The organism is Ruegeria sp. YTSC002, from assembly GCF_059609845.1.
Genome location: NZ_JBXWML010000010.1, coordinates 115,303 through 138,560 on the forward strand (window position 1 = coordinate 115,303; position 23,258 = coordinate 138,560).

The 23,258-nt window shown below is 59.4% G+C and carries 21 protein-coding genes; 15 read left to right on the top strand and 6 right to left on the bottom strand.

Features of this window, described 5'->3' with window-relative positions; genetic code table 11:
• The first annotated feature begins 58 nt into the window (after window positions 1-58).
• From AC2FFD_RS17495 to mdoH, 4 genes are read left to right on the top strand one after another with little or no spacing between them, the layout of a single operon-like run.
• Window positions 59-1,429 carry a tetratricopeptide repeat protein gene (locus AC2FFD_RS17495; RefSeq protein WP_496873693.1) on the top strand — a complete coding sequence of 457 codons (1,371 nt, stop codon included), beginning with the start codon at window positions 59-61 and terminating at the stop codon, window positions 1,427-1,429.
• Between the two features lie 28 nt (window positions 1,430-1,457).
• On the top strand, window positions 1,458-2,675 hold the full coding sequence (locus AC2FFD_RS17500) for an OpgC family protein (protein WP_496873694.1): 1,218 nt from the start codon (window positions 1,458-1,460) through the stop codon (window positions 2,673-2,675).
• Window positions 2,672-4,171 carry an OpgD/OpgG family glucan biosynthesis protein gene (locus AC2FFD_RS17505; protein ID WP_480684715.1) on the top strand — a complete coding sequence of 500 codons (1,500 nt, stop codon included), beginning with the start codon at window positions 2,672-2,674 and terminating at the stop codon, window positions 4,169-4,171. The genes AC2FFD_RS17500 and AC2FFD_RS17505 overlap by 4 nt, the downstream gene beginning before the upstream one ends.
• Entirely contained in the window at window positions 4,168-6,039 is a 1,872-nt protein-coding gene (mdoH, locus tag AC2FFD_RS17510) for a glucans biosynthesis glucosyltransferase MdoH (protein WP_496873695.1), read from the top strand. The genes AC2FFD_RS17505 and mdoH overlap by 4 nt, the downstream gene beginning before the upstream one ends.
• On the opposite strand, the gene AC2FFD_RS17515 is transcribed toward mdoH, so the two are convergent.
• Window positions 6,040-6,864, bottom strand: coding sequence for a CE1 family esterase (locus AC2FFD_RS17515; RefSeq protein ID WP_496873696.1), 825 nt, complete (start codon window positions 6,862-6,864; stop codon window positions 6,040-6,042). It lies immediately after the preceding gene.
• The gene (locus tag AC2FFD_RS17520; RefSeq protein ID WP_170347252.1) at window positions 6,861-7,301 is read right to left on the bottom strand and encodes a rhodanese-like domain-containing protein; all 441 of its coding nucleotides are present in this window, start codon (window positions 7,299-7,301) and stop codon (window positions 6,861-6,863) included. Before AC2FFD_RS17520 ends, AC2FFD_RS17515 begins: the two co-directional genes overlap by 4 nt.
• Before the next feature lie 257 nt (window positions 7,302-7,558).
• Here AC2FFD_RS17520 and AC2FFD_RS17525 point away from each other — a divergent pair, with 257 nt between their 5' ends.
• Genes AC2FFD_RS17525 through selD form a run of 7 tightly spaced genes read left to right on the top strand, consistent with a single transcriptional unit; the run spans window position 7,559 to window position 15,651 of the window.
• Window positions 7,559-10,429 carry a monovalent cation/H+ antiporter subunit A gene (locus tag AC2FFD_RS17525; RefSeq protein WP_496873697.1) on the top strand — a complete coding sequence of 957 codons (2,871 nt, stop codon included), beginning with the start codon at window positions 7,559-7,561 and terminating at the stop codon, window positions 10,427-10,429.
• Entirely contained in the window at window positions 10,429-10,788 is a 360-nt protein-coding gene (locus AC2FFD_RS17530; RefSeq protein WP_117869526.1) for a Na+/H+ antiporter subunit C, read from the top strand. Before AC2FFD_RS17525 ends, AC2FFD_RS17530 begins: the two co-directional genes overlap by 1 nt.
• Window positions 10,785-12,329 carry a monovalent cation/H+ antiporter subunit D gene (locus AC2FFD_RS17535; RefSeq protein ID WP_496873698.1) on the top strand — a complete coding sequence of 515 codons (1,545 nt, stop codon included), beginning with the start codon at window positions 10,785-10,787 and terminating at the stop codon, window positions 12,327-12,329. The genes AC2FFD_RS17530 and AC2FFD_RS17535 overlap by 4 nt, the downstream gene beginning before the upstream one ends.
• Entirely contained in the window at window positions 12,329-12,826 is a 498-nt protein-coding gene (locus AC2FFD_RS17540) for a Na+/H+ antiporter subunit E (RefSeq protein WP_170347218.1), read from the top strand. Before AC2FFD_RS17535 ends, AC2FFD_RS17540 begins: the two co-directional genes overlap by 1 nt.
• Window positions 12,823-13,092, top strand: a complete 270-nt coding sequence (locus AC2FFD_RS17545) for a K+/H+ antiporter subunit F (RefSeq protein WP_152457439.1) — start codon at window positions 12,823-12,825, stop codon at window positions 13,090-13,092. The genes AC2FFD_RS17540 and AC2FFD_RS17545 overlap by 4 nt, the downstream gene beginning before the upstream one ends.
• Window positions 13,093-13,099: 7 nt before the next feature.
• A complete protein-coding gene (locus tag AC2FFD_RS17550) occupies window positions 13,100-13,486 on the top strand; it encodes a Na+/H+ antiporter subunit G (protein ID WP_170347219.1) in 387 nt (128 codons plus the stop codon).
• Between the two features lie 5 nt (window positions 13,487-13,491).
• Window positions 13,492-15,651, top strand: coding sequence for a selenide, water dikinase SelD (gene selD / locus AC2FFD_RS17555; RefSeq protein ID WP_496873699.1), 2,160 nt, complete (start codon window positions 13,492-13,494; stop codon window positions 15,649-15,651).
• Here selD and mnmH read toward each other — a convergent pair.
• The 3 genes from mnmH to AC2FFD_RS17570 form a co-directional block, all read right to left on the bottom strand.
• Window positions 15,642-16,694 (bottom strand): tRNA 2-selenouridine(34) synthase MnmH, encoded by a 1,053-nt coding sequence (mnmH, locus tag AC2FFD_RS17560; protein ID WP_496873700.1) that lies wholly within the window; start codon window positions 16,692-16,694, stop codon window positions 15,642-15,644. The two genes, selD and mnmH, sit on opposite strands and share 10 nt — an antisense overlap.
• Before the next feature lie 47 nt (window positions 16,695-16,741).
• Window positions 16,742-17,407: an SOS response-associated peptidase gene (locus AC2FFD_RS17565; protein ID WP_496873701.1), complete on the bottom strand. Its 666-nt coding sequence runs from the start codon at window positions 17,405-17,407 to the stop codon at window positions 16,742-16,744.
• A gap of 692 nt (window positions 17,408-18,099) precedes the next feature.
• Complete coding sequence (locus AC2FFD_RS17570) at window positions 18,100-19,677, bottom strand: bifunctional metallophosphatase/5'-nucleotidase (RefSeq protein ID WP_170347223.1); 1,578 nt, start codon at window positions 19,675-19,677, stop codon at window positions 18,100-18,102.
• 107 nt (window positions 19,678-19,784) lie between these two features.
• Here AC2FFD_RS17570 and AC2FFD_RS17575 point away from each other — a divergent pair, with 107 nt between their 5' ends.
• Genes AC2FFD_RS17575 through arsC form a run of 4 tightly spaced genes read left to right on the top strand, consistent with a single transcriptional unit; the run spans window position 19,785 to window position 21,944 of the window.
• Window positions 19,785-20,123 carry a DUF952 domain-containing protein gene (locus AC2FFD_RS17575; protein ID WP_171726536.1) on the top strand — a complete coding sequence of 113 codons (339 nt, stop codon included), beginning with the start codon at window positions 19,785-19,787 and terminating at the stop codon, window positions 20,121-20,123.
• The gene (locus tag AC2FFD_RS17580; RefSeq protein WP_496873702.1) at window positions 20,120-20,551 is read left to right on the top strand and encodes a DUF1330 domain-containing protein; all 432 of its coding nucleotides are present in this window, start codon (window positions 20,120-20,122) and stop codon (window positions 20,549-20,551) included. Before AC2FFD_RS17575 ends, AC2FFD_RS17580 begins: the two co-directional genes overlap by 4 nt.
• Complete coding sequence (locus tag AC2FFD_RS17585; RefSeq protein WP_496873703.1) at window positions 20,548-21,606, top strand: quinone-dependent dihydroorotate dehydrogenase; 1,059 nt, start codon at window positions 20,548-20,550, stop codon at window positions 21,604-21,606. Before AC2FFD_RS17580 ends, AC2FFD_RS17585 begins: the two co-directional genes overlap by 4 nt.
• Entirely contained in the window at window positions 21,603-21,944 is a 342-nt protein-coding gene (gene arsC, locus AC2FFD_RS17590; protein ID WP_480684727.1) for an arsenate reductase (glutaredoxin), read from the top strand. Before AC2FFD_RS17585 ends, arsC begins: the two co-directional genes overlap by 4 nt.
• On the opposite strand, the gene AC2FFD_RS17595 is transcribed toward arsC, so the two are convergent.
• Window positions 21,941-23,257, bottom strand: a complete 1,317-nt coding sequence (locus AC2FFD_RS17595; RefSeq protein WP_496873704.1) for an MATE family efflux transporter — start codon at window positions 23,255-23,257, stop codon at window positions 21,941-21,943. The genes arsC and AC2FFD_RS17595 overlap by 4 nt on opposite strands.
• Between the last annotated feature and the right edge of the window lies 1 nt (window position 23,258).

A 23,258-nucleotide genomic window follows, 5' to 3' on the forward strand; every position in this document is an offset into this window, starting at 1 on the left:
CTTGCACACTCTGTTACATCGAACAGTGTCAAATATCGCAATCAGATTGGACCCAAGCATGAAACAAGACGTTTTCGGACAGATGAACACCCTGACCCAGCCGGCGGCCGTCGAAGCGTGGAATGGTGTTCTGCTTGGGTTCATGGCTCATGCCGCTGTCACGCCTCAGCATTTGGGCAAAGTGCTTGAACTCGAGCCCGACTTCGCGCTGGGTCATGCGATCAAAGGTCTGTTCATGGCGCTGCTTGGGCGGCGCGAGATGATGGCCGTTGCCGTCGAAGCGCTGGCTGCTGCCCACGCGGCGATAGAACGCCAGCCCATCACCACGCGTGAGCGTCTTTATGTGGAGTCGCTTGCCCTCTATCTGGCGGGGCAACAGACGCAGGCGGTTCAGAAATTCGAAACGATTCTGCGCGATCACCCGCAGGACACGCTGGCGATGAAACTAAGCCACGCAACCCGCTTTGTCCTGGGCGACGCCAAAGGGATGCGCCGCTCGATCGAGCGGGTGTTGCCCGCTTATGAACCCGATCATCCGGGGCGCGGCTATCTGCTGGGCTGTCATTCCTTCGCACTGGAAGAAACAGGCGCTTACGAAAAGGCCGAAATCGCGGGCCGTCAGGCGCTGTGGATGGTGTCCGATGATGCCTGGGGCCTGCACGCGGTGGCCCATGTCCATGAGATGACGGGCAATGCGCAGCTGGGCCTTGACTGGCTGGCCGGGCGCGAGGCGGCCTGGTCCCACTGCAACAATTTCCGTTACCACGTGTGGTGGCACAAGGCGCTGATGCATCTGGATCTGGGTCAGGTCGATCAGGTGATGGAACTGTATGACGCCCATATTCGCAAGGACAAAACCGACGATTACCGGGACATCTCGAACGCAACTTCACTTCTGTCTCGGCTTGAGCTCGAAGGCATAGATGTTGGCAACCGCTGGGAAGAACTGGCTGATCTGAGTGCTGCGCGGACTGAAGACGGCTGCCTGATATTCGCGGATCTACACTATATGCTGGCGCTGACCGGCGATAACCGCGCCGCCGCCACGGCCAAGATGCTGAGCCGCATGAACAAGGATGCAGCGCGCGCCAATGACGACATGACCCGCCGAATGGCTGACCCCGGTGTTGCCGCTGCCATGGGCCTCGAGGCCTTTGGTGACGGTCATTACGCCACGGCCTTTGATCATCTTTTGACGGCACGCGATTCCATGCAACTGGCCGGTGGCAGCCACGCTCAACGCGATGTATTTGAACGCATTACCATCGATTCCGGTCTTCGGGCCGGGCGCCTCGATACAGTCGAGCGTATTCTAGATGATCGCCGCGCAAAGCGCGCCGGAGGTGAAGACAATTATGCCATCGCGCGCCGCGCCCTGATCGACGCGGCCCGTGACAGTGGTGACGCACAAAGCGTTCCCGCAGAATAACAAAAAGACCAAGAAGGACAGAAAACGTATGGCGACCATATCGCCCGCTTCTGATTTTGTACCCGCTGCGGCCCCGGCCGCTGCCTCTGCCAGCACGCGCGATCCGCGGCTGGATTTCTACCGCGGCATTGCGATGTTCATCATCCTGATCGCCCATATTCCAAACGATCCCTGGGCCAAATGGATTCCCGCGCGGTTTGGCTATTCCGATGCAACCGAGATCTTTGTGTTCTGTTCGGGCATGGCCTCGGCCATCGCCTTTGGAGGTGCATTTCTGCGCAAAGGCTGGTGGATGGGCACCGCCCGAGTGGCCTACCGCATCTGGCAGGTCTATTGGGCGCATATTGCCCTGTTCTTCTTTGTTGCCATGACGATGGCCGCGCTGGATCAGACTGGCGCGTTCGAGAAAACCTATGTCTCGTCGCTGAACCTACAGCATTTCTTCAATGATCCAGCGCCGCAAATGGTCGGGATTTTCACTCTGACCTATGTTCCGAACTACTTCGATATCCTGCCGATGTATCTGGTCGTACTGGCGCTGATGCCGCTTTACATGGCGCTCCATCGCGTCAGTTTCTGGCTGATGGCGGCAGTTTGCTTGGCCATCTGGTTCATCGCACAAACCGGCGCGCTGGCCCTTCCCGCTGAACCCTGGTCCGAGCGCCAGTGGTTCTTCAACCCTTTCGGCTGGCAATTGCTGTTCTTCACCGGCTTTGCCTTCATGCGCGGTTGGATTCCGGCCCCGCCCGTGTCGAAGTCTTTGATCTGGGTGGCAATTGCCTTTGTCGTCCTGTCAGCCCCGTTCGGGTCTTGGAAGGTCTTTACCTGGATCAATACGGCTGCGCCCGAGCTAGGCGCAGTGATCCGCAAGGGCTGGCCCCTGACCGAAGAGCTGCGCGGCAAAACCGAGTTCGGCCTTCTGCGATATGTCCACTTTCTGTCGCTGGCCTATCTGGGATGGGTCGCAGCGGGCGAGCACGGCCACCGTCTGATCGCGACAGGCCATGGTGTGGGCGCACGTATCTGGCAATTCCTGCTGGCCGTTGTCACCAAGGTCGGCCAGCAATCCCTTGCCGTCTTTGTGTTTTCCATGGCCGCGGCCCGGCTGATCGGCGTCGCGCTGGATCAGGCTGGGCGGGATGTCGCCACTGTCTTTGTCGCCAACATGATTGGGTTTGCGATGATCATCGGCGTTGCCTATCTGGCAGCTTGGTTCAAGTCACAACCCTGGAAGTCGAAGAAATGAAATTCACCCGCCGCGCATTCCTCGTCTCGACGACTGCTTTGGCCTTTGCCCCGACCGCGTATGCGACGGGCGGTGAGACGCCTTTTGACCGCGACTACGTAATTGAAATGGCCCGCGATCTGGCCAGCCGCCCCTATGTGGAACGCGAGATGGTACCGCAGGAATGGCAGGACCTGACCTATCAGCAATACCGCTCCATCCGGTTCCGGCTTGATCGGGCACTGTGGTATGAAACCGAGACGCCATTCAATGTCGATTTCTTCACCCCCGGCCTGTATTTCCCCCGCACCGTAAAGGTGGAGACGGTCGAGAACGGCATGACCAAGCCGGTCGCCTTCGATCTGGAAATGTTCGACAAGTCCGAAGACGTGCCGCAACTGCCGATCGATGACACGCTGGGCTTCTCGGGCCTGCGCCTGCGCACTGAAATGCACCGCCCCGGCAAGACAGATGAATTCTGCGTCTGGCAGGGGGCCAGCTATTTCCGCGCCATCGGTCTGCACGAGGTTTACGGACTGTCCGCGCGGGGTCTGGCGTTGAAAACCGGCGACCCGGATGGCGAGGAATTTCCCGAATTCATCCGGTTCTGGCTGGAGCGTCCCGAACCGGGCCAACGCAACATGGTCGTGCATGCATTGCTGGACAGCCCCAGCGTGACCGGCGCCTATCGTTTCAACGTCACGGCGGGCGCGGATTGCATCATGGATATCGAAGCAACGCTGTTCCCGCGCGAAGACCTGTCCCATGTGGGCATCGCTCCGGGAACTTCGATGTTCCTGTTCGACCAGACCAACCACAGCCGGTTCGACGATTTCCGCCCTGCTGTGCACGACAGCGACGGGTTGCTGATCCGCAATGGCGCAGGCGAAGTGCTGTGGCGTCCGTTGGCCAACCCGACCCGATTGCAGGTTTCATCCTTCGTCGACACAAACCCGCGCGGGTTTGGTCTGATGCAGCGCAAACGAGAGTTTTCGGACTATGCCGATCTTGAAGCCAATTATCACAAACGCCCGGGCCTGTGGGTCGAGCCCCGTGAAGACTGGGGCAAAGGCTCGGTCACGCTGGTCGAGATCCCGGCAGATCAGGAAATCTATGACAACATCGTTGCCTATTGGCGGCCCGCTGAACCCTATGCGGCAGGCAGTCAGGTCGACCTGTCCTATCGCCTGATCTGGGGGGAAGAACCCCAGCGCACACCGATGCCACGCGTGATCAACACCGCGATGGGCGAAAACACTTTTGGCGAAGGCCGGTTGGCCGTCATCGACTTTGAAGAAAGCGATTTGTTCGCGGATATAGACGCGATCACGATTTTCGTGGATTCCCCCCATGCGGAAACCTCGGAAGGCGTCTTGCAACGCAACCCGGATACCGGTGGCCTGCGTCTGGCGTTCTCATTCCAGCCCGGCGAGCGTAACCATGTGGAATTGCGGGCGCAGTTGCTGAAAGACAAACAGCCTGCCTCCGAGGTCTGGCTATACCGTTGGACCACATGAGCAGCGATCTGCATATCATGCCGCCCGAAGCGCCCCTGGCGATGCCTGCGCAGAACTTCAGCGCACGGTTCCGGGATGCGGACGCACCTTCCGGTCAGTACAAATCATCTGCCGGATTCTGGCGCGCACTGGCCTTTTCGCCTGCAATGGCCGCCACTCTGGCCTTGCTATGGGTCATGAGCGATTGGTTCGGTGCGGAAGGCATCAACGTGATTGAAGGCATCCTTTTGACATTGATTTCGTTCAACTTCTTCTGGATTTCCTTCACCGTCTGCACCGTTTTGCTGGGCATGGTGTCGCTGGCAAAACAGGAACGTCCCGAGCGCCTGACCGCAGCGCAACCCCTGCGGGTGGCCCTGCTGACCCCGGTCTACAACGAGGTCCCCTGGAACGTACTGGGCAATGCCCGCACCATGTTGGAGGATCTTCAGGCACGCGGCGGGAAACATCATTATGCCATGTTCATTCTGTCGGACACGCGCGACCCCGAGATTGCGGCGCAGGAACAGGCCAGCGTCGAGGCGCTGCGCACCACGCTGGCACCTGGGCTTGAGCTGTACTATCGCCGCCGCGAACAGAATACCGATCGCAAAGTGGGCAACATTGCCGACTGGGTCAGCCGCTGGGGCGCGGATTGGGATGCCATGCTGGTGCTGGATGCCGACAGCCTGATGACCGGGCGCGCGATCCATCGCCTGACTGATGCACTGGCATGCGATCCGGGTGCGGGCTTGATTCAAAGCTATCCGCAGCTGATTGGCGCGCAGTCGGTCTTTGCCCGGATGCAGCAATTCGCAAATGGCGTCTACGGCATCGCCTTTGCCGAAGGTCTGGCCCGCTGGTGCGGGCAGGAAGGCAACTATTGGGGCCACAACGCCATCATCCGCACCAGGGCTTTTGCCACCAGCGCCGGACTGCCCAAGCTGCGTTCGTTCAGCGGTCAGGACAAGCTGATCATGAGCCACGATTTCGTCGAGGCCGGCCTGCTGCGCCGCGCCGGATGGGCCGTGCGCTTCCTGCCTCGTATTCGCGGGTCATATGAAGAAACACCGCCCACCCTCATCGATCACGCCATGAGGGACCGCCGCTGGTGCCAGGGCAACCTGCAACACCTGAAACTGCTGGGTTCTTCCGGATTCCGTGCCGTATCGCGGTTCCACATGTTCCATGGCGCAGTCGGCTATCTGATGTCCCCATTGTGGTTTGCGCTATTGTTGATGTGGGCGCTGATCGGTCAGGGTCAGGATGCCTCTGTCCTGCATTATTTCAGCCCCGACAATCCTCTGTTCCCGCAATGGCCCGAGATGTCGGAAACCCGTCACGTGCTGATCATTCTGGTCATGTACGCGATGCTTTTGGCCCCCAAGGTTCTGGGCGTTCTGGCCCTGCCGCTGAGCGGTGTACGCTATGCGGATTTCGGTGGCGGGCGCAAATTCCTCGGCTCTTTCCTGGCCGAGGTTTTGTTGTCGATCCTTTACGCTCCGATCCTGATGGTGCAACAGATGATCGCTGTTTTCCGTACGGCTTTTGGCATTCAGCGCGGCTGGTCGCCACAGGCCCGCGACGGTGGCACCTATGGTCTGCGAACGCTGATCCTGTGCCACGCGCTTGAAACCGTAAGCGGAGTGGCGCTGAGCGTCGGTATCCTGTCCGGTCTGGTGTCGATCTGGCTGGCCCCGATCGCCATCAGCCTGGCACTGGCTATCCCGTTGTCTGCGCTCAGCGGTGTCTCGGCAGGTGCCGCCCGCAAGATGGTCGGAATGCGAGAGGATTTCAGCGAACCCGCCATTACCCGGTCAGCGCGCCGCTATCGCGATGAACTGAAGCGACTGGTCGAAGGCAAAGGCAACATGACCCCGGCCGAGTGATCAGCTGCCGGGAAGCCCTTCATACCAATCGACCATCATGTCGGCCCAGCCTGCGGGAACGGTATGCCCTCCGGGAAACAAAGCAAATTCCAGCGCGCTGCCTTCGGCACAATTGGTCCAGCGGCGGCGCATGAATTCACCCGTCGTGCTGAACCCGGCCGGTTTGTGATCGACACAACCGTTGGCATCACGCCAGATTTCCAGGCCCGCGTAGATATCCCCCTGCTGAAAGCGCCCTCCGCCCAGCAAGCGCCCTTCCAGCGGCACCACATTGTCGGTCCAGCCATGCGTATGGAACATGCGGATCGGACCTTTGCAGGTTTCGGGGTGCGGGCGCCAGAAACCACCGGACACCGGAACATAGGCCGAGAACGCATCGGGGGCCTCGCAAGCCAGATAGTTGACCATGAAAGCGCCAGCGGAAAACCCGCCCAGCAAGACACGGTCGGCGTCGATACCAAACCGCCTTGCCGCGTCTTGCACCACTTCGGTCAGAAAGGCGGTTTCGTCCCGATCCCCAAAGCCTGGATAGAAATTCCAGCTTTTGGTTCCGCCCCGGTTGGGCCGTTCCAGTCCCTCAGGGGCCATCACCGCATACCCGCGTTTCAACAGTGGTTCGACCATCCCGCGATTGCGCATCGTACCCGACCCGCTGCCGCCATACCCATGCAGGAACACCACCATGGGCGCATCGTCCGCATCGGGCAGTTCGATGTGGTAGGCTCCCATGGGAGTCTCACAGGTATCCTCTTGGCCGGCACACCCCGCGAAAGCGCTCTGCCCGGTCACTGACAAGGCCAAAGCCAGGCTGAACTGCCGGATCATCCTGCATCCTCATCATATTTACGCACCGGCAATCCGGCCCGAACCCATCCCGGCCCTGCGGCCGAACCCAGCATACCCTCTGGCACGTCGATCACATTGGTGAATCCAGCCTCGATCAGGCGGTTGCTCAGGCGTGCTGAACGCACACCGCGCGCGCAGATCAGCGCCACCGGCGCTGCCTGATTGCCGCCGGTCAATTCCGTCAGTGCATTGACGAAATCTTCTCGCCGCATGTCCAGCGGCACAGCACCCTCGCCAATTCCGGATGCCCGCCATTCGCGCGGCGTGCGGATATCGACCAGCAGAATGCGCCCGTCTGATGCCTGTTCATGAGCAACGGCTACGCTGATCCGGCCGCCGCCATGATCTTCGGGGATCAAACGGTATTCCCTGATCGCAAACCCGCCTGCGATCGCAGCACAAACGCCGATCAACATCCATCTTCGGGCTCGGTTCACTTTCTCGGCCAAGATTCAGCCTCCTGTTCGCTGAGATTTGTTCTATCACAGATGGTCTGAAACGGGGGCGTTGAAAAACCCCGGCCCGCATCAAGATCGCGTCATTTTTTCGCAACGTGGCAGAATTCCTGACCGGGCCATTAGGACTCTGTAAAAAAGTTACAATATCTGGACAGTCGGGAAAATATCCTTACAAAATTGGCTTCACACTGACCGCCCAGATCGGAGTATCGCACTTGTCCCTATTCCTTATCGCGGCCCTTCCCTTCCTTGGCGCTGTTTTTCCCGCCCTGTTGATCCGGGCAGGCCGGAACGCAGCCGCCTCCGCTGCCGGGTTGACCACATTCCTGGCCCTGATGGGCTTGTTGATTCATATCCCGTCAGTGATGCGCGGAGAGGTGGTGACCGCCCGGTTCGATTGGATACCGGGGCTGGGTCTGAACGCAAATTTCATGCTGGACGGATTGGGCTTTTTGTTTGCGTTGCTGATCCTGGGCATAGGGTTGCTGATCATCCTTTATGCAAGGTTCTATCTGTCGCGCGAAGACCCGATGGGGCAGTTCTTTACCTATCTTTTGCTGTTTCAGGGCGCGATGGTCGGGATTGTCCTGTCCGACAATATCCTGCTTCTGCTTATTTTCTGGGAACTTACATCGCTCAGCTCATTCCTGCTGATCGGCTATTGGAAGCACCTGCCCGAAGGTCGTCAGGGGGCGCGCATGGCCTTGGCTGTCACTGGCTCTGGCGGCTTGGCGATGATTGCAGGGATGCTGATCCTCGGCAATATCGTGGGGTCCTACGACCTCAGCGTCATTTTGCAGAACAAAGAACTGATCCAGGCTTCACCCTACTACATGCCTGCGCTGATCCTTATCCTGCTGGGCTGTTTCACCAAGTCGGCGCAGTTCCCGTTTCATTTCTGGCTGCCGCACGCCATGGCCGCGCCGACACCGGTTTCGGCCTATCTGCACTCTGCCACCATGGTGAAAGCCGGCTTGTTTTTGATGGCACGGATGTGGCCGGTTCTGGCCGGTACGGATGCGTGGTTCTATATCGTGGCCACCACGGGTCTGGTTACCATGCTGATCGGCGCGTCTATCGCGTTGTTCAAGGACGATCTGAAGGCATTGCTGGCGTTTTCGACCGTTTCGCATCTGGGCCTGATCACCATGCTGCTGGGCTTTGGCACAAAGATTGCAGCCGTCGCTGCCGTGTTCCACATCATCAACCACGCGACGTTCAAAGCCGCCTTGTTCATGACCGCCGGGATCGTGGATCACGAGACCGGCACGCGCGACATCAAAAGGCTGGGCGGCTTGCGCCACCTGATGCCGATCACCTTCACCATTGGCACGATTGCCGCCCTTTCGATGGCCGGGCTGCCACCCTTGAACGGCTTCCTGTCCAAAGAGATGATGCTTGAGGAGACCGTGCATACCACATGGCTTCACTCTCATTACCTGGTGCCGGGGCTGGCGCTGTTGGCTGCGTTGTTCTCGGCCGCCTATTCCTTCCGCTTTGTGAGTTACGTTTTCCTTGGTCCACAGAGGGAAGACTATCCGGCTCATCCGCATGACCCGCCCGTTGGGTTGTGGATCGCGCCTGCATTCCTGGTCGTACTTGTTATCCTGATCGGCCTCTATTCCGCTGCCATTGTCGGACCTCTGGTTGCAGTGGTGTCAAGCGCAGTGATTGGCGGCGAGAAGCTTCCGTATTACTCGCTGAAACTCTGGCATGGCTTCACACCGGCCCTTTACATGTCGGTCGTGGCGACTCTGGGCGGTCTGTTCCTACTGGCGCTGCACAAACGGGGTGAGCAGATCTGGAACGCCCTGCCCCGCCCCGAAGCCAAGCAGATCTTCGAAGCAATCATAGAAGCACTGACCAGGTTGAGCCGCTGGATCACGGATGAATTGCACAACGGGGTCCTCAGCCGCTATGCCATCATCTTTGTCGCCTTTACCGTTGGCCTGGGTTATTACGCGTATTCGACCGGGACAATTGGTATTGAAACCCGCGTTCCGCTGCCGGCTCAGATCATTCCGATCATTGGCTGGATCTGCCTTGTGGGTGCGACGCTGGGCATCATGTGGTTCCACCGGAATCGTCTTCTGTCGCTGGTATTGATCGGTGTCGTCGGCCTGATCGTTTCGATTGCCTTCAACTATCTCTCGGCCCCTGACCTTGCTTTGACGCAAATCTCGGTCGAGGTGGTGACAATGATCCTTTTGTTGCTGTCGCTGAACTTTCTGCCGACCGAAACGCCCTGGGACAGTTCGGCGGCGCGGCGCTGGCGGGACGCGGCGATTTCCGTGGTCGCGGGCCTTGGTACCGGTGCGCTGATCTACGCGATGATGATGCGCGATTTCGCTTTCCCGACGATTTCAGAGTTCCATCTGGCCAATTCCTACAAAGGCGGCGGCGGCACCAATGTGGTCAACGTGATCCTTGTCGACTTCCGGGGTTTTGACACCTTTGGCGAGATCATCGTTCTGGGCATTGCTGCACTGATCATCTTTGCGCTGACTGAATCCGTGCTCAGCACCAACGTCCGCAGCTATCTGCTGAACCGCAAACCGCACTGGCCTCAATCCGGCGACTCTCATCCCTTGATGATGGTTGTGGTTACCCGCGTGATGATGCCGATCGCACTTATGGTCGGGGCTTACATCTTCTTCCGCGGGCACAACCAGCCCGGCGGTGGCTTTATCGCCGGCCTGATCGTCGCCATCGCTTACCTGATGCAGTACATGGCCAGCGGTTATACCTGGGCCATCGAGCGGCAGAGGTTCTATTACCACGGCACCATCGGCTGGGGCGTTCTGATCGCCGCAGCAACCGGACTGGGCGCTTGGTTCAACGATCGTCCTTTCCTGACCAGCGATTTCGGCTACATCAACTGGCCTCCACTGGAGGAGTTCGAATGGGCCACCGCCATGCTGTTTGATACAGGCGTATTCCTGGCGGTTCTGGGTGCGGTCATGCTTGCATTGGACAGCCTGTCCCGCTTTGCGTGGCAGCCGGGAATGGCCCAGGAATTCCCGATGGATATCAACCCACTGCGGGATGATCTTCTGGAAGAAAAACAAGAGAAGGAGCAGTCCTGATGGAAGCGCTCGTAGCCTCCGCCGTTGGCATCATGACTGCCGCCGGGATCTTCCTGATCCTGCGCCGCCGGACGTTTCCGGTCATTCTGGGCCTGTCTCTGATCACATACGCGGTGAACGTCTTCCTGTTCGCGACTGGACGACTTGCGCTGAACGCGCCAGCGGTTCTGAACAAGTACAAGGACGTGCCCTATACCGACCCTCTGCCACAGGCGCTGGTCCTGACGGCTATCGTGATCTCGTTCGGGATGACCGCCGTGATCGTGATGATCTCACTCAGCGCATACCTGTCCGCCAAAGACGACCATATCGACATGACCGCCCAGGACAGTGTTGACGCGCCGGGAGATGACGCATGAACCACTGGATCGTTGCGCCGATCGTCCTGCCCGCGATTCTGGCCCCTTTCATCATCATGGTTTTGCGATACCATCTGGACCTGCAACGTATCTTCTCGGTCGCGGGTGTCGTGGCTTTGCTTGGGATTGCGCTGACGATCACGGCTCAGGCCTCGGGCGGGGACATTCAGGTTTACGAGCTGGGCGACTGGCCCGCCCCCTTTGGCATTGTCATGGTGCTGGACCGCATGTCCGCAATGATGGTTCTGCTGACCGCCCTGCTGGCCCTGCCGATCGTGCTGTATGCCATTGCGTCGGGCTGGGATGACCGGGGCAAGCATTTCCACGCGCTGTTCCATTTCCAACTCATGGGCGTCTGCGGGGCCTTCCTGACCGGCGACGCCTTCAACCTTTTCGTGTTCTTCGAGGTTCTGCTGATCGCCTCTTACGGCCTGATGACACATGGCGGTGGCGCGGTGCGGTTGAAAGCGGGTGTGCAGTATGTGGCGTATAACCTGTTGGGGTCGACCCTGTTTCTGTTTGCCCTCGGTACGATCTATGGCGTGACCGGAACGCTGAACATGGCGGACATCGCCGTGCGCGTTGCAGAAATTCCGGCCGAAGATACCGCATTGCTACGGGTTGGCGCGGTGCTGTTGCTGCTGGTCTTCTGCATCAAGGCTGCCGTTCTGCCGCTGCATTTCTGGCTGCCCGCCAGCTATGCCAACGCTCCGCTGCCTGTTGCGGCCCTGTTTGCAATCATGACCAAGGTCGGGGCCTATTCGATCCTGCGAATGTACACGCTGGCCTTCGGCCCCGACGTCGAAGTCACGCAGGGTCTGGTTGGCGAGTGGCTGCAACCTGCGGCGCTGCTGACGCTTGCGGTCGGTGCCGTCGGCATTCTGGGATCGCAGCATATTGCCCGCATGGTTGCCTTCTGCGCCATTGCGTCCATGGGTACTTTGCTGATCGCGATTTCGCAATTCACGCCCGGCGCGACGGCAGCCGCCCTTTATTACGTGTTTCATTCGACACTTGCGACCGCGTTGCTGTTTCTCATTGCTGACCTGATCATGGAACGGCAGGGAGGTGCCATAGCCCCCAAGCCACCGATGCCGCAAAGCGGGTTGATAGCTGCATTGTTCTTTGTCGGCGCCATCGCGATGGCTGGAATGCCGCCGCTGTCCGGCTTTGTAGGCAAGCTTTTGGTTCTGGACGCTTCGCGCGATGCATCCGATGCCACCACGGTCTGGGCGGTTATCCTGATTGGATCATTCGTCACCATCGTCGGGCTCGCCCGCGCCGGGACGCTGATTTTCTGGAAAAGCTACGACGCTGAGGTTGTCACAGCCGATGAAACCGCCGAAGGCGATGAGGCGCCTGCCCCCGCCGCCCCCGAACCGCAACCCGGCCTTGCCTTTACGGCTGTGTTCGGGGCCGTGGCAGGTCTGATCCTGCTGACCCTGTTCGCAGGTCCGGCTCTGGAGTACACGAGCAAAACCGCAGAGCAGTTGTTTACGCCTGAAAACTACATCTCTGCCGTATTGGGAAGGGAAGAGTGATGAAACTGCTGCGCCGGATTTTCCCGCACCCACACCTGACGATTTTGCTGACGCTGGTCTGGATTCTGCTGGCGAACAAGCCTTCGCTGAACTCTCTGGTCTTTGGCCTGATCCTCGGGATCATCATTCCTTTCATCACACAGCCATACTGGCCGGATCGTCCCAAAGTGCGCAACTGGCCAATGGTTGTGGAATACATGCTGGTGGTGCTTTGGGATATCGTGGTTGCAAACGTAACAGTGGCCCGGATCATCCTGTTCAAGCGCAATGATGACCGCCAGCCCAACTGGGTCTGTGTCCCGCTTGAGCTGCGCACCCCCGAAGCAATCACCTTTCTGGCCGGGACCATCACGATGACTCCCGGCACCGTCAGTTGCGATCTGTCGGCGCAGGGGCACAACCTGCTGGTACATTGCCTCGACGCACCGAACCCTGACGAGGTGCGAGACCAGATCAAGCAGCGCTATGAACGTCGCCTGAAGGAGATTTTCGAATGATCGACTACGCGATTTATTTTGCATTTGCCTGTTTCGGTGCGGCGATCATGATGTGTCTGTGGCGGATCATCACCGCTGACGGGGTTGGCACTCGGGTTCTGGCCTTGGACACGATGGTGATCAACACCATCGCCCTGATGATCCTATATGGGCTGGATCAGGGCACCGAGATCTTCTTCGAGGCCGCCATGATCATAGCCATGCTTGGTTTTGTCTCCACCGTGGCCTACGCGCGCTTCATGTTGCGCGGCAATATTATCGAGTGAGGGCGGGATGACATTCATCGTGGAACTGCTGATCGCCTTTTTCCTGATTGTCTCGGGTATCTTCGGCTTTGTCGGGTCTTTTGGCATGATCAAGTTGAAAGACCCAATGTCCCGCCTGCACGCGCCGACCAAGGCAACGACCTTGGGGGTGGGTGGCGTGCTTTTGGCCTCGATCGCACATTCTGTTTTTCTGGAAGGAAAGCTGTCCCTGCACGAACTGCTCATCACGCTATTCCTGTTCCTGACCGCTCCGATCACGGCCCTGTTCATTGCAAAATGGCACATACACCGTCATGAAAAACCAGAAGACCTGCCGGATGCTGGCGAGGATGAGCTTTGGGCCACCCACGCCGTCGAGCAGGTCGAGGACGTCCCGGACCATAGCGCGAATTGAAACCTATGCATATTCCCCCACTGCCCCTGACCCGCGATCTGGTTCTTGTTGGCGGAGGTCACACCCACGCGCTGCTGCTGCGCAAATGGGGGATGAACCCTTTGCCCGGGGCACGGGTGACCGTGATCAACCCCGGCCCGACGGCCCCTTATTCCGGAATGTTGCCAGGTTACATCGCAGGGCATTATGACCGGTGGGAACTGGACATCGATCTTGTCAAACTGGCGCGTTTTGCAGGCGCGCGGGTCATTCTGGGCTCGGCCGACGGACTCGATACCGATCGTCAGGAAATCCATGTTCCCGGGCATCCTCCGGTTGGTTTCGACGTGGCATCGGTCAATGTTGGCATCACGTCGGACATGCCCGCAATGCCCGGCTTTGCGGAACATGCGGTACCGGCCAAACCACTGGGGCCATTCGCGGCAAAGTGGGCCGCTTATCTGGAAGGCAGCGGCCCTGCCTCGGTCGTCGTAATCGGCGGTGGAGTCGCCGGAGTTGAACTGGTCATGGCGATGGCTCACGCGCTCAGGGCCAAAGGTCGGACAGCACAGGTTACACTGATCGACAATGCCTTCGCCCTGACCGCCACCAAACCCAAGGCGGCAGCGACGATCCGGCAAGCCATGCAGAATCTTGGTGTAGAGGTGATCGAAAACGCGGCAATCAGCCGGATCGCTTCGGATCACGTCGCATTGCAGGACGGGCGCACAATTCCCGCCAATTTCGTGACAGGTGCGGCCGGAGCCCGCCCGTATGACTGGATCGAAAAGACCGGGCTGGACCTTGAGGATGGCTTCATCCGGGTGAACAGCTACCTGCAATCCAGCGATCCCGTGGTTTTTGCCGCCGGTGATTGCGCCCATCTGACGGACAATCCCAGACCCAAGGCCGGAGTTTATGCAGTGCGCGAGGCACCGGTTCTGTTCGACAATCTGCGCGCGGCGCTGGGGGCTGGGCGGATGCGCAGATATGTCCCGCAGAAAGATTACCTGAAGCTGATTTCGCTGGGCGGCAAATCAGCGCTGGGTGAGCGGTTTGGGTTGTCCTACAGCGGAGCGATGATGTGGCAATGGAAGAACCACATCGACCAGACCTTCATGAACAAGTTCCGGGACCTGCCGCAGATGAGGCCCCCTGTGCTGCCGCGCGCACGTGCCGCCGGACTTGTCGAGGCGCTGGGTGAAAAACCGATGTGTGGCGGATGCGGTGCCAAGGTCGGGCGGGGTGCATTGCAGGTTGCGCTGAAATCGCAGCCCGCCCCCATTCGCCCGGACATCACCCCCCTGCCCGGCGATGACGCGGCTCTGCTTCAGACGGGCGGAGTTCAGCAGGTCATGACATCCGATCACCTGCGGGCTTTCACCAAGGATCCTGCGCTTATGACCCGTATCGCGGCTGTTCACGCCTTAGGCGATATTTGGGCCATGGGGGCCACGCCTCAGGCAGCCACGGCAACCATCATCTTGCCGCGCATGTCTTCTGCCCTGCAAAGCCGAACCATGTCGGAAATCATGTCGATCGCAGGAGCCGTCATGCGGGACGCCGGTGCCGAGATTGTGGGCGGACACAGCTCCATGGGTGACGAGATGACGATCGGCTTCACACTGACCGGGTTGTGCGATTCCGCCCCGATCACACTGACGGGCGGGCAACCGGGGGATCGTCTGATCCTGACCAAACCCATAGGAAGCGGTGTTCTTATGGCGGCCGAGATGGCCGGCCAGGCCAATGGTGCCTGGGTCGCCGCAGCCTACCAGCAGATGGTGCAGCCGCAGGGCAAGGCGGCCCGCATATTGGCCGGGGCCCATGCGATGACCGACGTGACCGGGTTTGGTCTGGCCGGACATCTGCAAGGCATCTGTGACGCTTCCGGATGCGGGGCCATGTTGGACCTGGGTGCCGTGGACGTGATGGATGGCGCGCAGGAGCTGACGGACCGGGGTGTTCGGTCAACCCTTTTTGCAGACAACCGGTCAATAGCACCTGCCCTGCCCGCCGAGGGCAAAGCCGCCTTGATGTTCGACCCGCAGACAGCAGGCGGCCTGCTGGCCGCGGTCGCGGCAAAGGATGCCGATACCGTCCTGCAAGACCTCAAGAACGCTGGGTATCCTGCCATGGCAATCGGCGAACTCACCGAAGCACCGGGGCTGCGTCTTCAAAGCTGATCCAGCAGGGTTTCGATCCGGGTCGCTGCCTCGCTCAGGCCGGCGTCGTTCAGAACGGCGATCTCAATATCGGCCAGCACCTCGACGGAACGAGACCGCCGCGACTTTGCGTATGCCGGGTCGTAATGCTGCTCCATCAGGGCCCGGGTCAGCACCTGTTTTTGACCTGCATTGATCAGCTGCACCCAACCATCAACAACCTCGTGCCCACGATGAGAACGCAGCGGCGACAGCCGTTCTCGCAACCGGTCGCTGTCAGACAGGATGTCGTCATAGGCCTGAACGAGATAGGCGGCACGCGCCTCGAGCGGAGCCGAAATGTTCACCCGCGGGGCTGCGCACAAAGCGTTCCACAGGCTGGGTGGCAGTATCAGGCTGCCGATCCTGGAAGATTCCGCTTCGATGACAACCGGGCGCGCCGTATCCATCGCACAAAGCGCCCCAGCCAGAGCCGATTCAAAAGCTTTCTGGCTGGGCTGCCCACCCGGTCTTTCCCCCAGCAGGGACCCTCGGTGATTGGCCAGTGCTTCGAGGTCCAGAACCTGCACCCCGCGTGACTGCAAAAGTGCCAGCAATTCTGTCTTGGCCGTTCCGGTATAGCCATCCAGCGCCACCAACCGATGTGGCAACGGATCATCGTACAGATACGCATTCACCAGCCTGCGGTAGGTGCGATAGCCGCCCTCGATCACATCCGCACGCCAGCCGATCTGTTGCAGCATCCATGTGAACGACCCGGAACGCTGTCCGCCGCGCCAGCAATAGACCAGAGGGCGCCAGCTGCCTTCATAGTGGCTTAGATGTTGCTCGATGTGGTTGGCCGCATTGCGGAACACCAGAGCGGCCCCGAGTTTACGCGCCAGAAACGGGCTCTCCTGTACATACATGGTCCCGACACGGGCGCGTTCCTCGTTGTTAAGAACCGGCAGGTTGATCGCGCCAGGCAGATGATCTTCAGCGAACTCTGCCGGGCTGCGCACATCGATGACTGTGTCAAAACCATGGGCATAAAGCTGTGTCAGATCAGGAAAGTTCAGAGCCATGCCGAAGGTCTAGCTTGCCGCGTTTGCAAAGGAAAGGCCGCACGCCCTCACACGTGCAAAGGCTCGATCAGATCAGGCCCGCTGGCCCGGTTCGAGTTCACGACCGGATCAACGCGATGAAACGTCAGCACATCCTCTGCCCCCGGCTGCATCAGACGAGCAGCCCCCTTTCCCGCTTCACCCAGCCACAATGACCAGTGCTCGGGTTCAAGGATCAGCGGCATCCGATGATGGATGGTGCCAAGGTTTTCGTTGGCCGCCGTTGTCACGATGGCACAGGTGCCCTGACGGTTTTCATCCACCCCCCAGTCCTGCCAGATCCCTGCAAAAGCAATCGGGGCGCCATCCCTGCGATGGATGTACCAGGGCAAGCGCGTTCCCTCGTCCGTCTTGGTCCATTCGTAAAACCCTGTTGCGACAATCAGACAGCGGCGTGATCGGCAGGCATCGCGAAAGGCGGGCTTTTCCGCCAAAGTCTCGGCACGTGCGTTGATCAGCAACGGGCCGGCAGTTTCCGTCTTGTACCAATGTGGCAAAAACCCCCAGCGCAGCGCATCCAGATGACGGCCTGATTCACCACCCCGCACCACATGCACCTGATTTGTCGGACACACGTTGAAATTCGGGACGGTTGGCAACGCATTAGCCGGGCGCGCGGAAAACAGCTGCGCGATCGCGTCATTGGGAAGAGTTATTGCAAACCGTCCGCACATGGTAATGGACCACCGTTACAATCCTGGTTCTGACACAGGACCTTACTGGATTGCATGGAAAACCAGAAAACGCGATCCCACAAGAGCAAAGCGGTGGCCTTTTGGGAGGCTGACAAGCGTCCACAGGTACTGAAAAGACCCCGCGGGGACTCAAAAAGTTCCCGAAGAACTCGGACTATCAAGCCTTTTCCGGCTTCGTTTTGACCGGGGTGAAGCTGTAAGGAAAGCCCTGCTCACATTTCACTGAAGCCTCGTGGACAAAGCCCGATGATCCGCAGTTTGCCGAGAAATTGGCGAACGCGCTGATACACACGGATCAGGTAACGCGTGCCTTGGCTGATACCCGAAAAGGAAATACCATTCCCAGACCAGCGGAACCTTGTGCGGGTCATGGACGAGAGTAGGCGTGAGGGGGAAACTGGAGGTCAATTGCCCGGTTCACCACCCGCAAACTGGCCTCAAACTCCGACAACCCGGAAGTGCCTGCAAAAACGCGTGCAAGCTTGCCAGCCGCCAGGGGTTCGTCCAAGTCAATCAGGGGCTGGCGCGAGGTCGCGGATCAGATCAAACCGATGCTTGACGGCCTGGGCTCGGAACTCTGGCCGGAATACGATTTCAGTTGATCCGCAGAAGCAAAAAAGCCGCATCATGATGACGCGGCTTTTGTCCTTTTGTCCTTTTCGAAAACAGAGTCACTTCTGCTTGATGCGCCCATCAACATAAGGCTGATACGGAGCATTTGCCGCCAGGTATTCCGCGGTTACATCCGCAAGATCCGGACCGAAATCATAGGCGTTCTTGTCATCGCCCTCGAACATCGAATACCCATCGCCACCATTGCGGACGTAATTGTTGGTTACGACCAGGTAGGTTTTGTTCGGGTCGATCGGAACAAACCCATCGCCTTCGGCGACCATCACATCAATGATACGCCCTTCGTTCGGCGCTACACTGGGATCCCAGGTAAAGCGCAGGCCAGCGACCTGAGGAAAACGCCCCTTCACGTCTTCCACCTGACTGACGCCATTTTCCAGCGCGTCAATAACGGTCTGCCCGTTGATCTCAAAAGTGGACAGCGTGTTCTGGAACGGCAGCACGGTCAGCACTTCACCCATGGTCACGTCTCCGGGGTCGATAGACGCCCGCAAACCACCCGAGTTCGCGATGGCAATCTGTACACCCTGATCGGCAACCCGCGCCAGCATCGCATCAGCAACAAGATTACCCATCTGGCATTCCTGTACACGACATACAGAGCGGTCCCCCTCGATGGCCTCGGCCGCGCTGGCGACAACCTTGTTTCGGATTTCATCCAGAGGCTGAGCAAGTTCGGCGATCCGATCCAATGCGGCCTGATCCTCGGTCACGGTGTTGTCCATGATCAAGGGTTCACCAACGGCTTCGACCACATTGCCGTCGTCATCAAACGTGACGTTCAGTTCGCCCAGAAACTTGCCGTAGGCATAGGCTTGAACGATCTGCACACCGTTGACCACCGTGGGATACGGGCCCACGGCCTTGTCCGATGCATTCGAAAGATAGGTGTTCGAATGCCCACCAACGATCACGTCGACCCCGCTTGTCTCTGCCGCGACACGCTGGTCAACGCCATAGCCCGAATGGCTGAGCACGATGATCTTGTTGACGCCTTCGCCCGTCAGCTTGTCGACCTCGGCCTGAACAGCCGGTACCGGGTCTGAAAAGGTCACGTTGGGACCAGGCGACGCAAGTTCATGCGTATCGATCGGCGTCAGCCCGATCAGGCCAATCTGTTCGCCACCCACCTCGATCACAGTAGATTTCTTGATGTGGTCGGTCAGAAGCTCTTCGTCGCGAATATCGGCATTGGACATCAGGACCGGGAAATCGACCGAGTCGATAAAGCCACGCAGCACTTCCGGGCCGTCGTCAAACTCGTGGTTGCCCACGGTCATGGCGTCATAGCCCAGCTTGTTCATGAACTCGGCAGCGACCTTGCCCTTGTAATACGTGTAGAAAAGAGACCCCTGAAACTGATCGCCGCCATCCACCAGAATCGAATTGTCGGCACGATCACGTGCGTCTTTCACGGCAGTGACTAGGCGCGCCGATCCACCAAAGCACTTTCCTTCGGCATTGTCTTCCGCGTCGCATCCGCTGTCGTATTTGTTGATCGGCTCGAAACGAGAATGAAAATCGTTGGTGTGCAAAATTGTCAACTTGTAGTCGGCTGCCGCAACTCCGGCGGTCAGGCCCAGAACCGCGACTGAAGTCAAAATTCGGGTCTGCATCATGGTACTCCCAGTTGTTATTTGTGGTGATCGTGCGCGCATGACGGCAGAGAGTCAAAGAAGAAATCCGACTTGATTCCATCTTCGGCGCGGGGCATCAGGTCCGTATGCTGATTTACAAGATTTTCCGAGCCGAAGAGTGGGCCGCCTTGCAGAACCAGGGTGCCTCGGACGGCGCACCGATTGATGTCGCTGACGGGTTTGTCCACTTTTCCACCGCTGAACAAGCCGCTGAAACCGCAGCCAAACATTTTGCCGGTGTCGATGGTCTGGTTTTGCTGGCCTGTGACGCAGACGCGATGGGCGACGACCTGAAATGGGAGGTCTCGCGCGGGGGTGCCCTGTTCCCGCACCTTTATCGCCAGATCCGGATGAGCGATGTCGTCTGGTCACGCCCTCTGCCCTTTGACGGCACGACGCACCAGTTTCCCGAGGACATGACATGACATCTTACATCGACCCGGACCGCGACCAGTTCGAGGCCTTCAAGGCATTGGATCGGGACATGCCGATCGAAATGCTCAATCTGGTGAAGTTTCGGGCCAAGGCGCAGTACCCAACCGCGCATGAGCTGGCAAATGCAGGGCTGACCGGAGCGCGAGCCTATGAGAACTACGGGGCTGAAACCGCTCCGATCATTGAACGCATCGGGGCGCGCATCCTCTGGCGTGGGGTGTTTGAAGCAACCCTGATTGGACCGGCGGACGAGGCATGGGATGTCGTTTTCATTGCCCGCTATCCGACGGCACATGCATTTCTGGAAATGGTCACTGACCCGGTCTATCGGGCGGCGGTGATCCACCGTCAGGCGGCGGTGGAAACGTCGCGCCTGATCCGATGCGGTTCAGGTGAAGCCGGGGCGACATTCGGATGAAACTGTTGGAGAAACTGGGCCTTGCCGCCCTGCACCGCATGGACCCCGAGACCGCCCACGGGATGTCGATCAAGGCGTTGAAGTCCGGGCTTGCACCCGCACCGGGGCCGGTAACGACGCCGCGCCTGAAAACCGTCGTTGCCGGGCTGAACCTGCCGAACCCGGTCGGGCTGGCCGCAGGGTTCGACAAAAACGGCGAGGTTCTGACCCCGCTGTCCCGCGCCGGGTTCGGTTTTGTCGAAGTCGGGGCGGTTACGCCGCGTCCGCAGCCGGGGAACCCCAAACCCCGCCTGTTTCGCCTGACCGAGGACAGGGCAGCCATCAACCGCTTTGGCTTCAACAACGAAGGCATGGAGGTGATGGCCAAACGGCTGGCACACCGCCCCAAAGACGCGGTTATCGGCCTGAATCTGGGGGCGAACAAGGACAGCGAAGACCGCGCCGGCGACTTTGTCAAAGTGCTGGCCCATTGTGCCGAGTATCTGGATTTTGCGACCGTCAACGTGTCATCCCCGAACACGGAAAAGTTGCGGGATTTGCAGGGCAAAGCCGCACTCACCGCGCTTTTGAGCGGTGTGATCGAGACGCGCGATGCGCTGCCGCGCCCGTTGCCGATCTTCCTGAAAATCGCACCGGATCTCACCGAGGCGGAGTTGCAGGACATCGCCGAGGTCGCCCGCGAAACCCGGGTGGACGCTGTGATCGCCACCAACACCACCCTGTCCCGCGACGGTTTGCGCAGCGTACACAAAGACGAAACCGGTGGTTTGTCGGGCGCCCCATTGTTTGAAAAGTCCACCCGTGTACTGGCGCGGCTGAGCAAACTGACGGACGGGGATATCCCCCTGATAGGCGTGGGCGGCATCAGCAATGCCGAGCAGGCCTATGCCAAGATCTGTGCCGGGGCATCGGCTGTGCAGTTCTATACCGCGATGGTGTATGGCGGCATTTCCCTGGCGTCCGACATCGCCGAAGGGCTGGATGACTTGCTGGCGCGTGACGGTTTTGACACCGTATCGCAAGCTGTCGGCAGCAAACGAGAGGATTGGCTGTGATCGAATACTGGCACAACCCCCGCTGTTCCAAATCCCGCGCCGGTCTGGCGCTTTTGGAAGAAAACGGTGCGCAGATCTCTGTACGAAAATACCTGGAAGACACGCCGTCAATAGATGAGTTGCGCGCTGCGCAATCCGCCCTTGGGCTGTCGCCCATCGAAATGATGCGGACAGGCGAAAAACGGTTCAAGGAATTGGGGCTGGCCAAAACCTCGCCCGACGAAGACCTGATCCGTGCCATGGCCGAAAACCCGATCCTGATCGAGCGGCCTTTGGCAATTGCCGGAGACAAAGCCGCCATCGGGCGTCCGCCGGAAAACCTGTTGACGCTGCTCTAGGCGACCTGTGCCTCAAGCTTGGGATAGCGCCAGCCCATTGTCACCCCACGTGCGATGTTGAGAACCATCAACGCGGCCCACAGGCCGTGATTGCCGAAACTCGGCACCAGTATGAAAAGTGCGACCACATAGATCGCCACTGACTGAATCATCGCGTTGCGCATGGCGCGGGTCCAGGTGGCACCGATGTAGATACCGTCGAACATCCAGCTTGCCACTCCGATCACCGGGGCGATTGCAGCCCAGAACAGGTATTCGCGTCCGGCCTCACGCACTTGCGGTGAAGTTGACATCAGGTCGATCAGCGCCGGGCCGGCCAAGAAGAAAACCGTTCCCAGCAACAGCGCCCCCCCAACGCCCCATTGCGAGGCCATGACCGAGGCGCGACGCACCTGATACCTGTCTCTGGCCCCGACTGCGCCTCCGACCAGCGCTTCGGCGGAAAAGGCAAACCCATCAAGCGCAAAGGCGGTGATTTCAAGAAATTGAAGCAAGACCTGATTGGCGGCCAGATTCACGTCACCCAGATCCGAGCCAACAAAAAGGAATGTCGTGAACGATCCGGTCAACAGAACCGAACGCAGCATGATATCACCGTTGACCTGCAACATGCGCCGCAGCCGGGCAGCATCGAACACCCGCGCCCAATCGCGCCAGATTCCGTCTGCGAACCCATCCCGGCAAAGCCATAACCCCAATGCCAATCCTGTCCATTCTGCAATCAGGGTGGCAATGGCAACTCCCTCGACCCCCCAGCCAAGCCCAAGAACGAACCACAGGTCGAGAACGATATTCAACCCGTTCATCCAGACCTGAAGGACGAACACGCCGCGCGTACGCTCGACGGCAATCAGCCAGCCGGTAACGGCATATAACGCGATGGTGGCAGGTGCCCCCCAGATGCGAATCTCCAGGTAGGACCGGGTCAGGGCTTCGACTTCGGGGCTTGCCGGGGAAAGCGCGAACGCACCCGCAAACACGGCCACTTGCGCAAGGATAAAGAACAGCCCTGCCGCGCCTCCCAGGATCAGGCCGCGCATCAGCAGCGCCCGGGTTTCAACGATATCGCCTGCCCCGCGTGCCTGCGCCGCCATCCCGGTGGTTCCCATCCGCAGGAAACCGAAAATCCAATAGACTGTGGACAGGATCACAGCGCCGATGCCGACCGCCCCGATTGGGGCCGCCTCGCCCATCTGCCCGACCACGCCCGTATCCACCGCACCCAGAATGGGCACGGTGGCATTCGACAGGACAATCGGCACCGCGATCTTCAACACCCGCCTGTGCGTAATGGGCGCCGAGGCGTCCCGCACG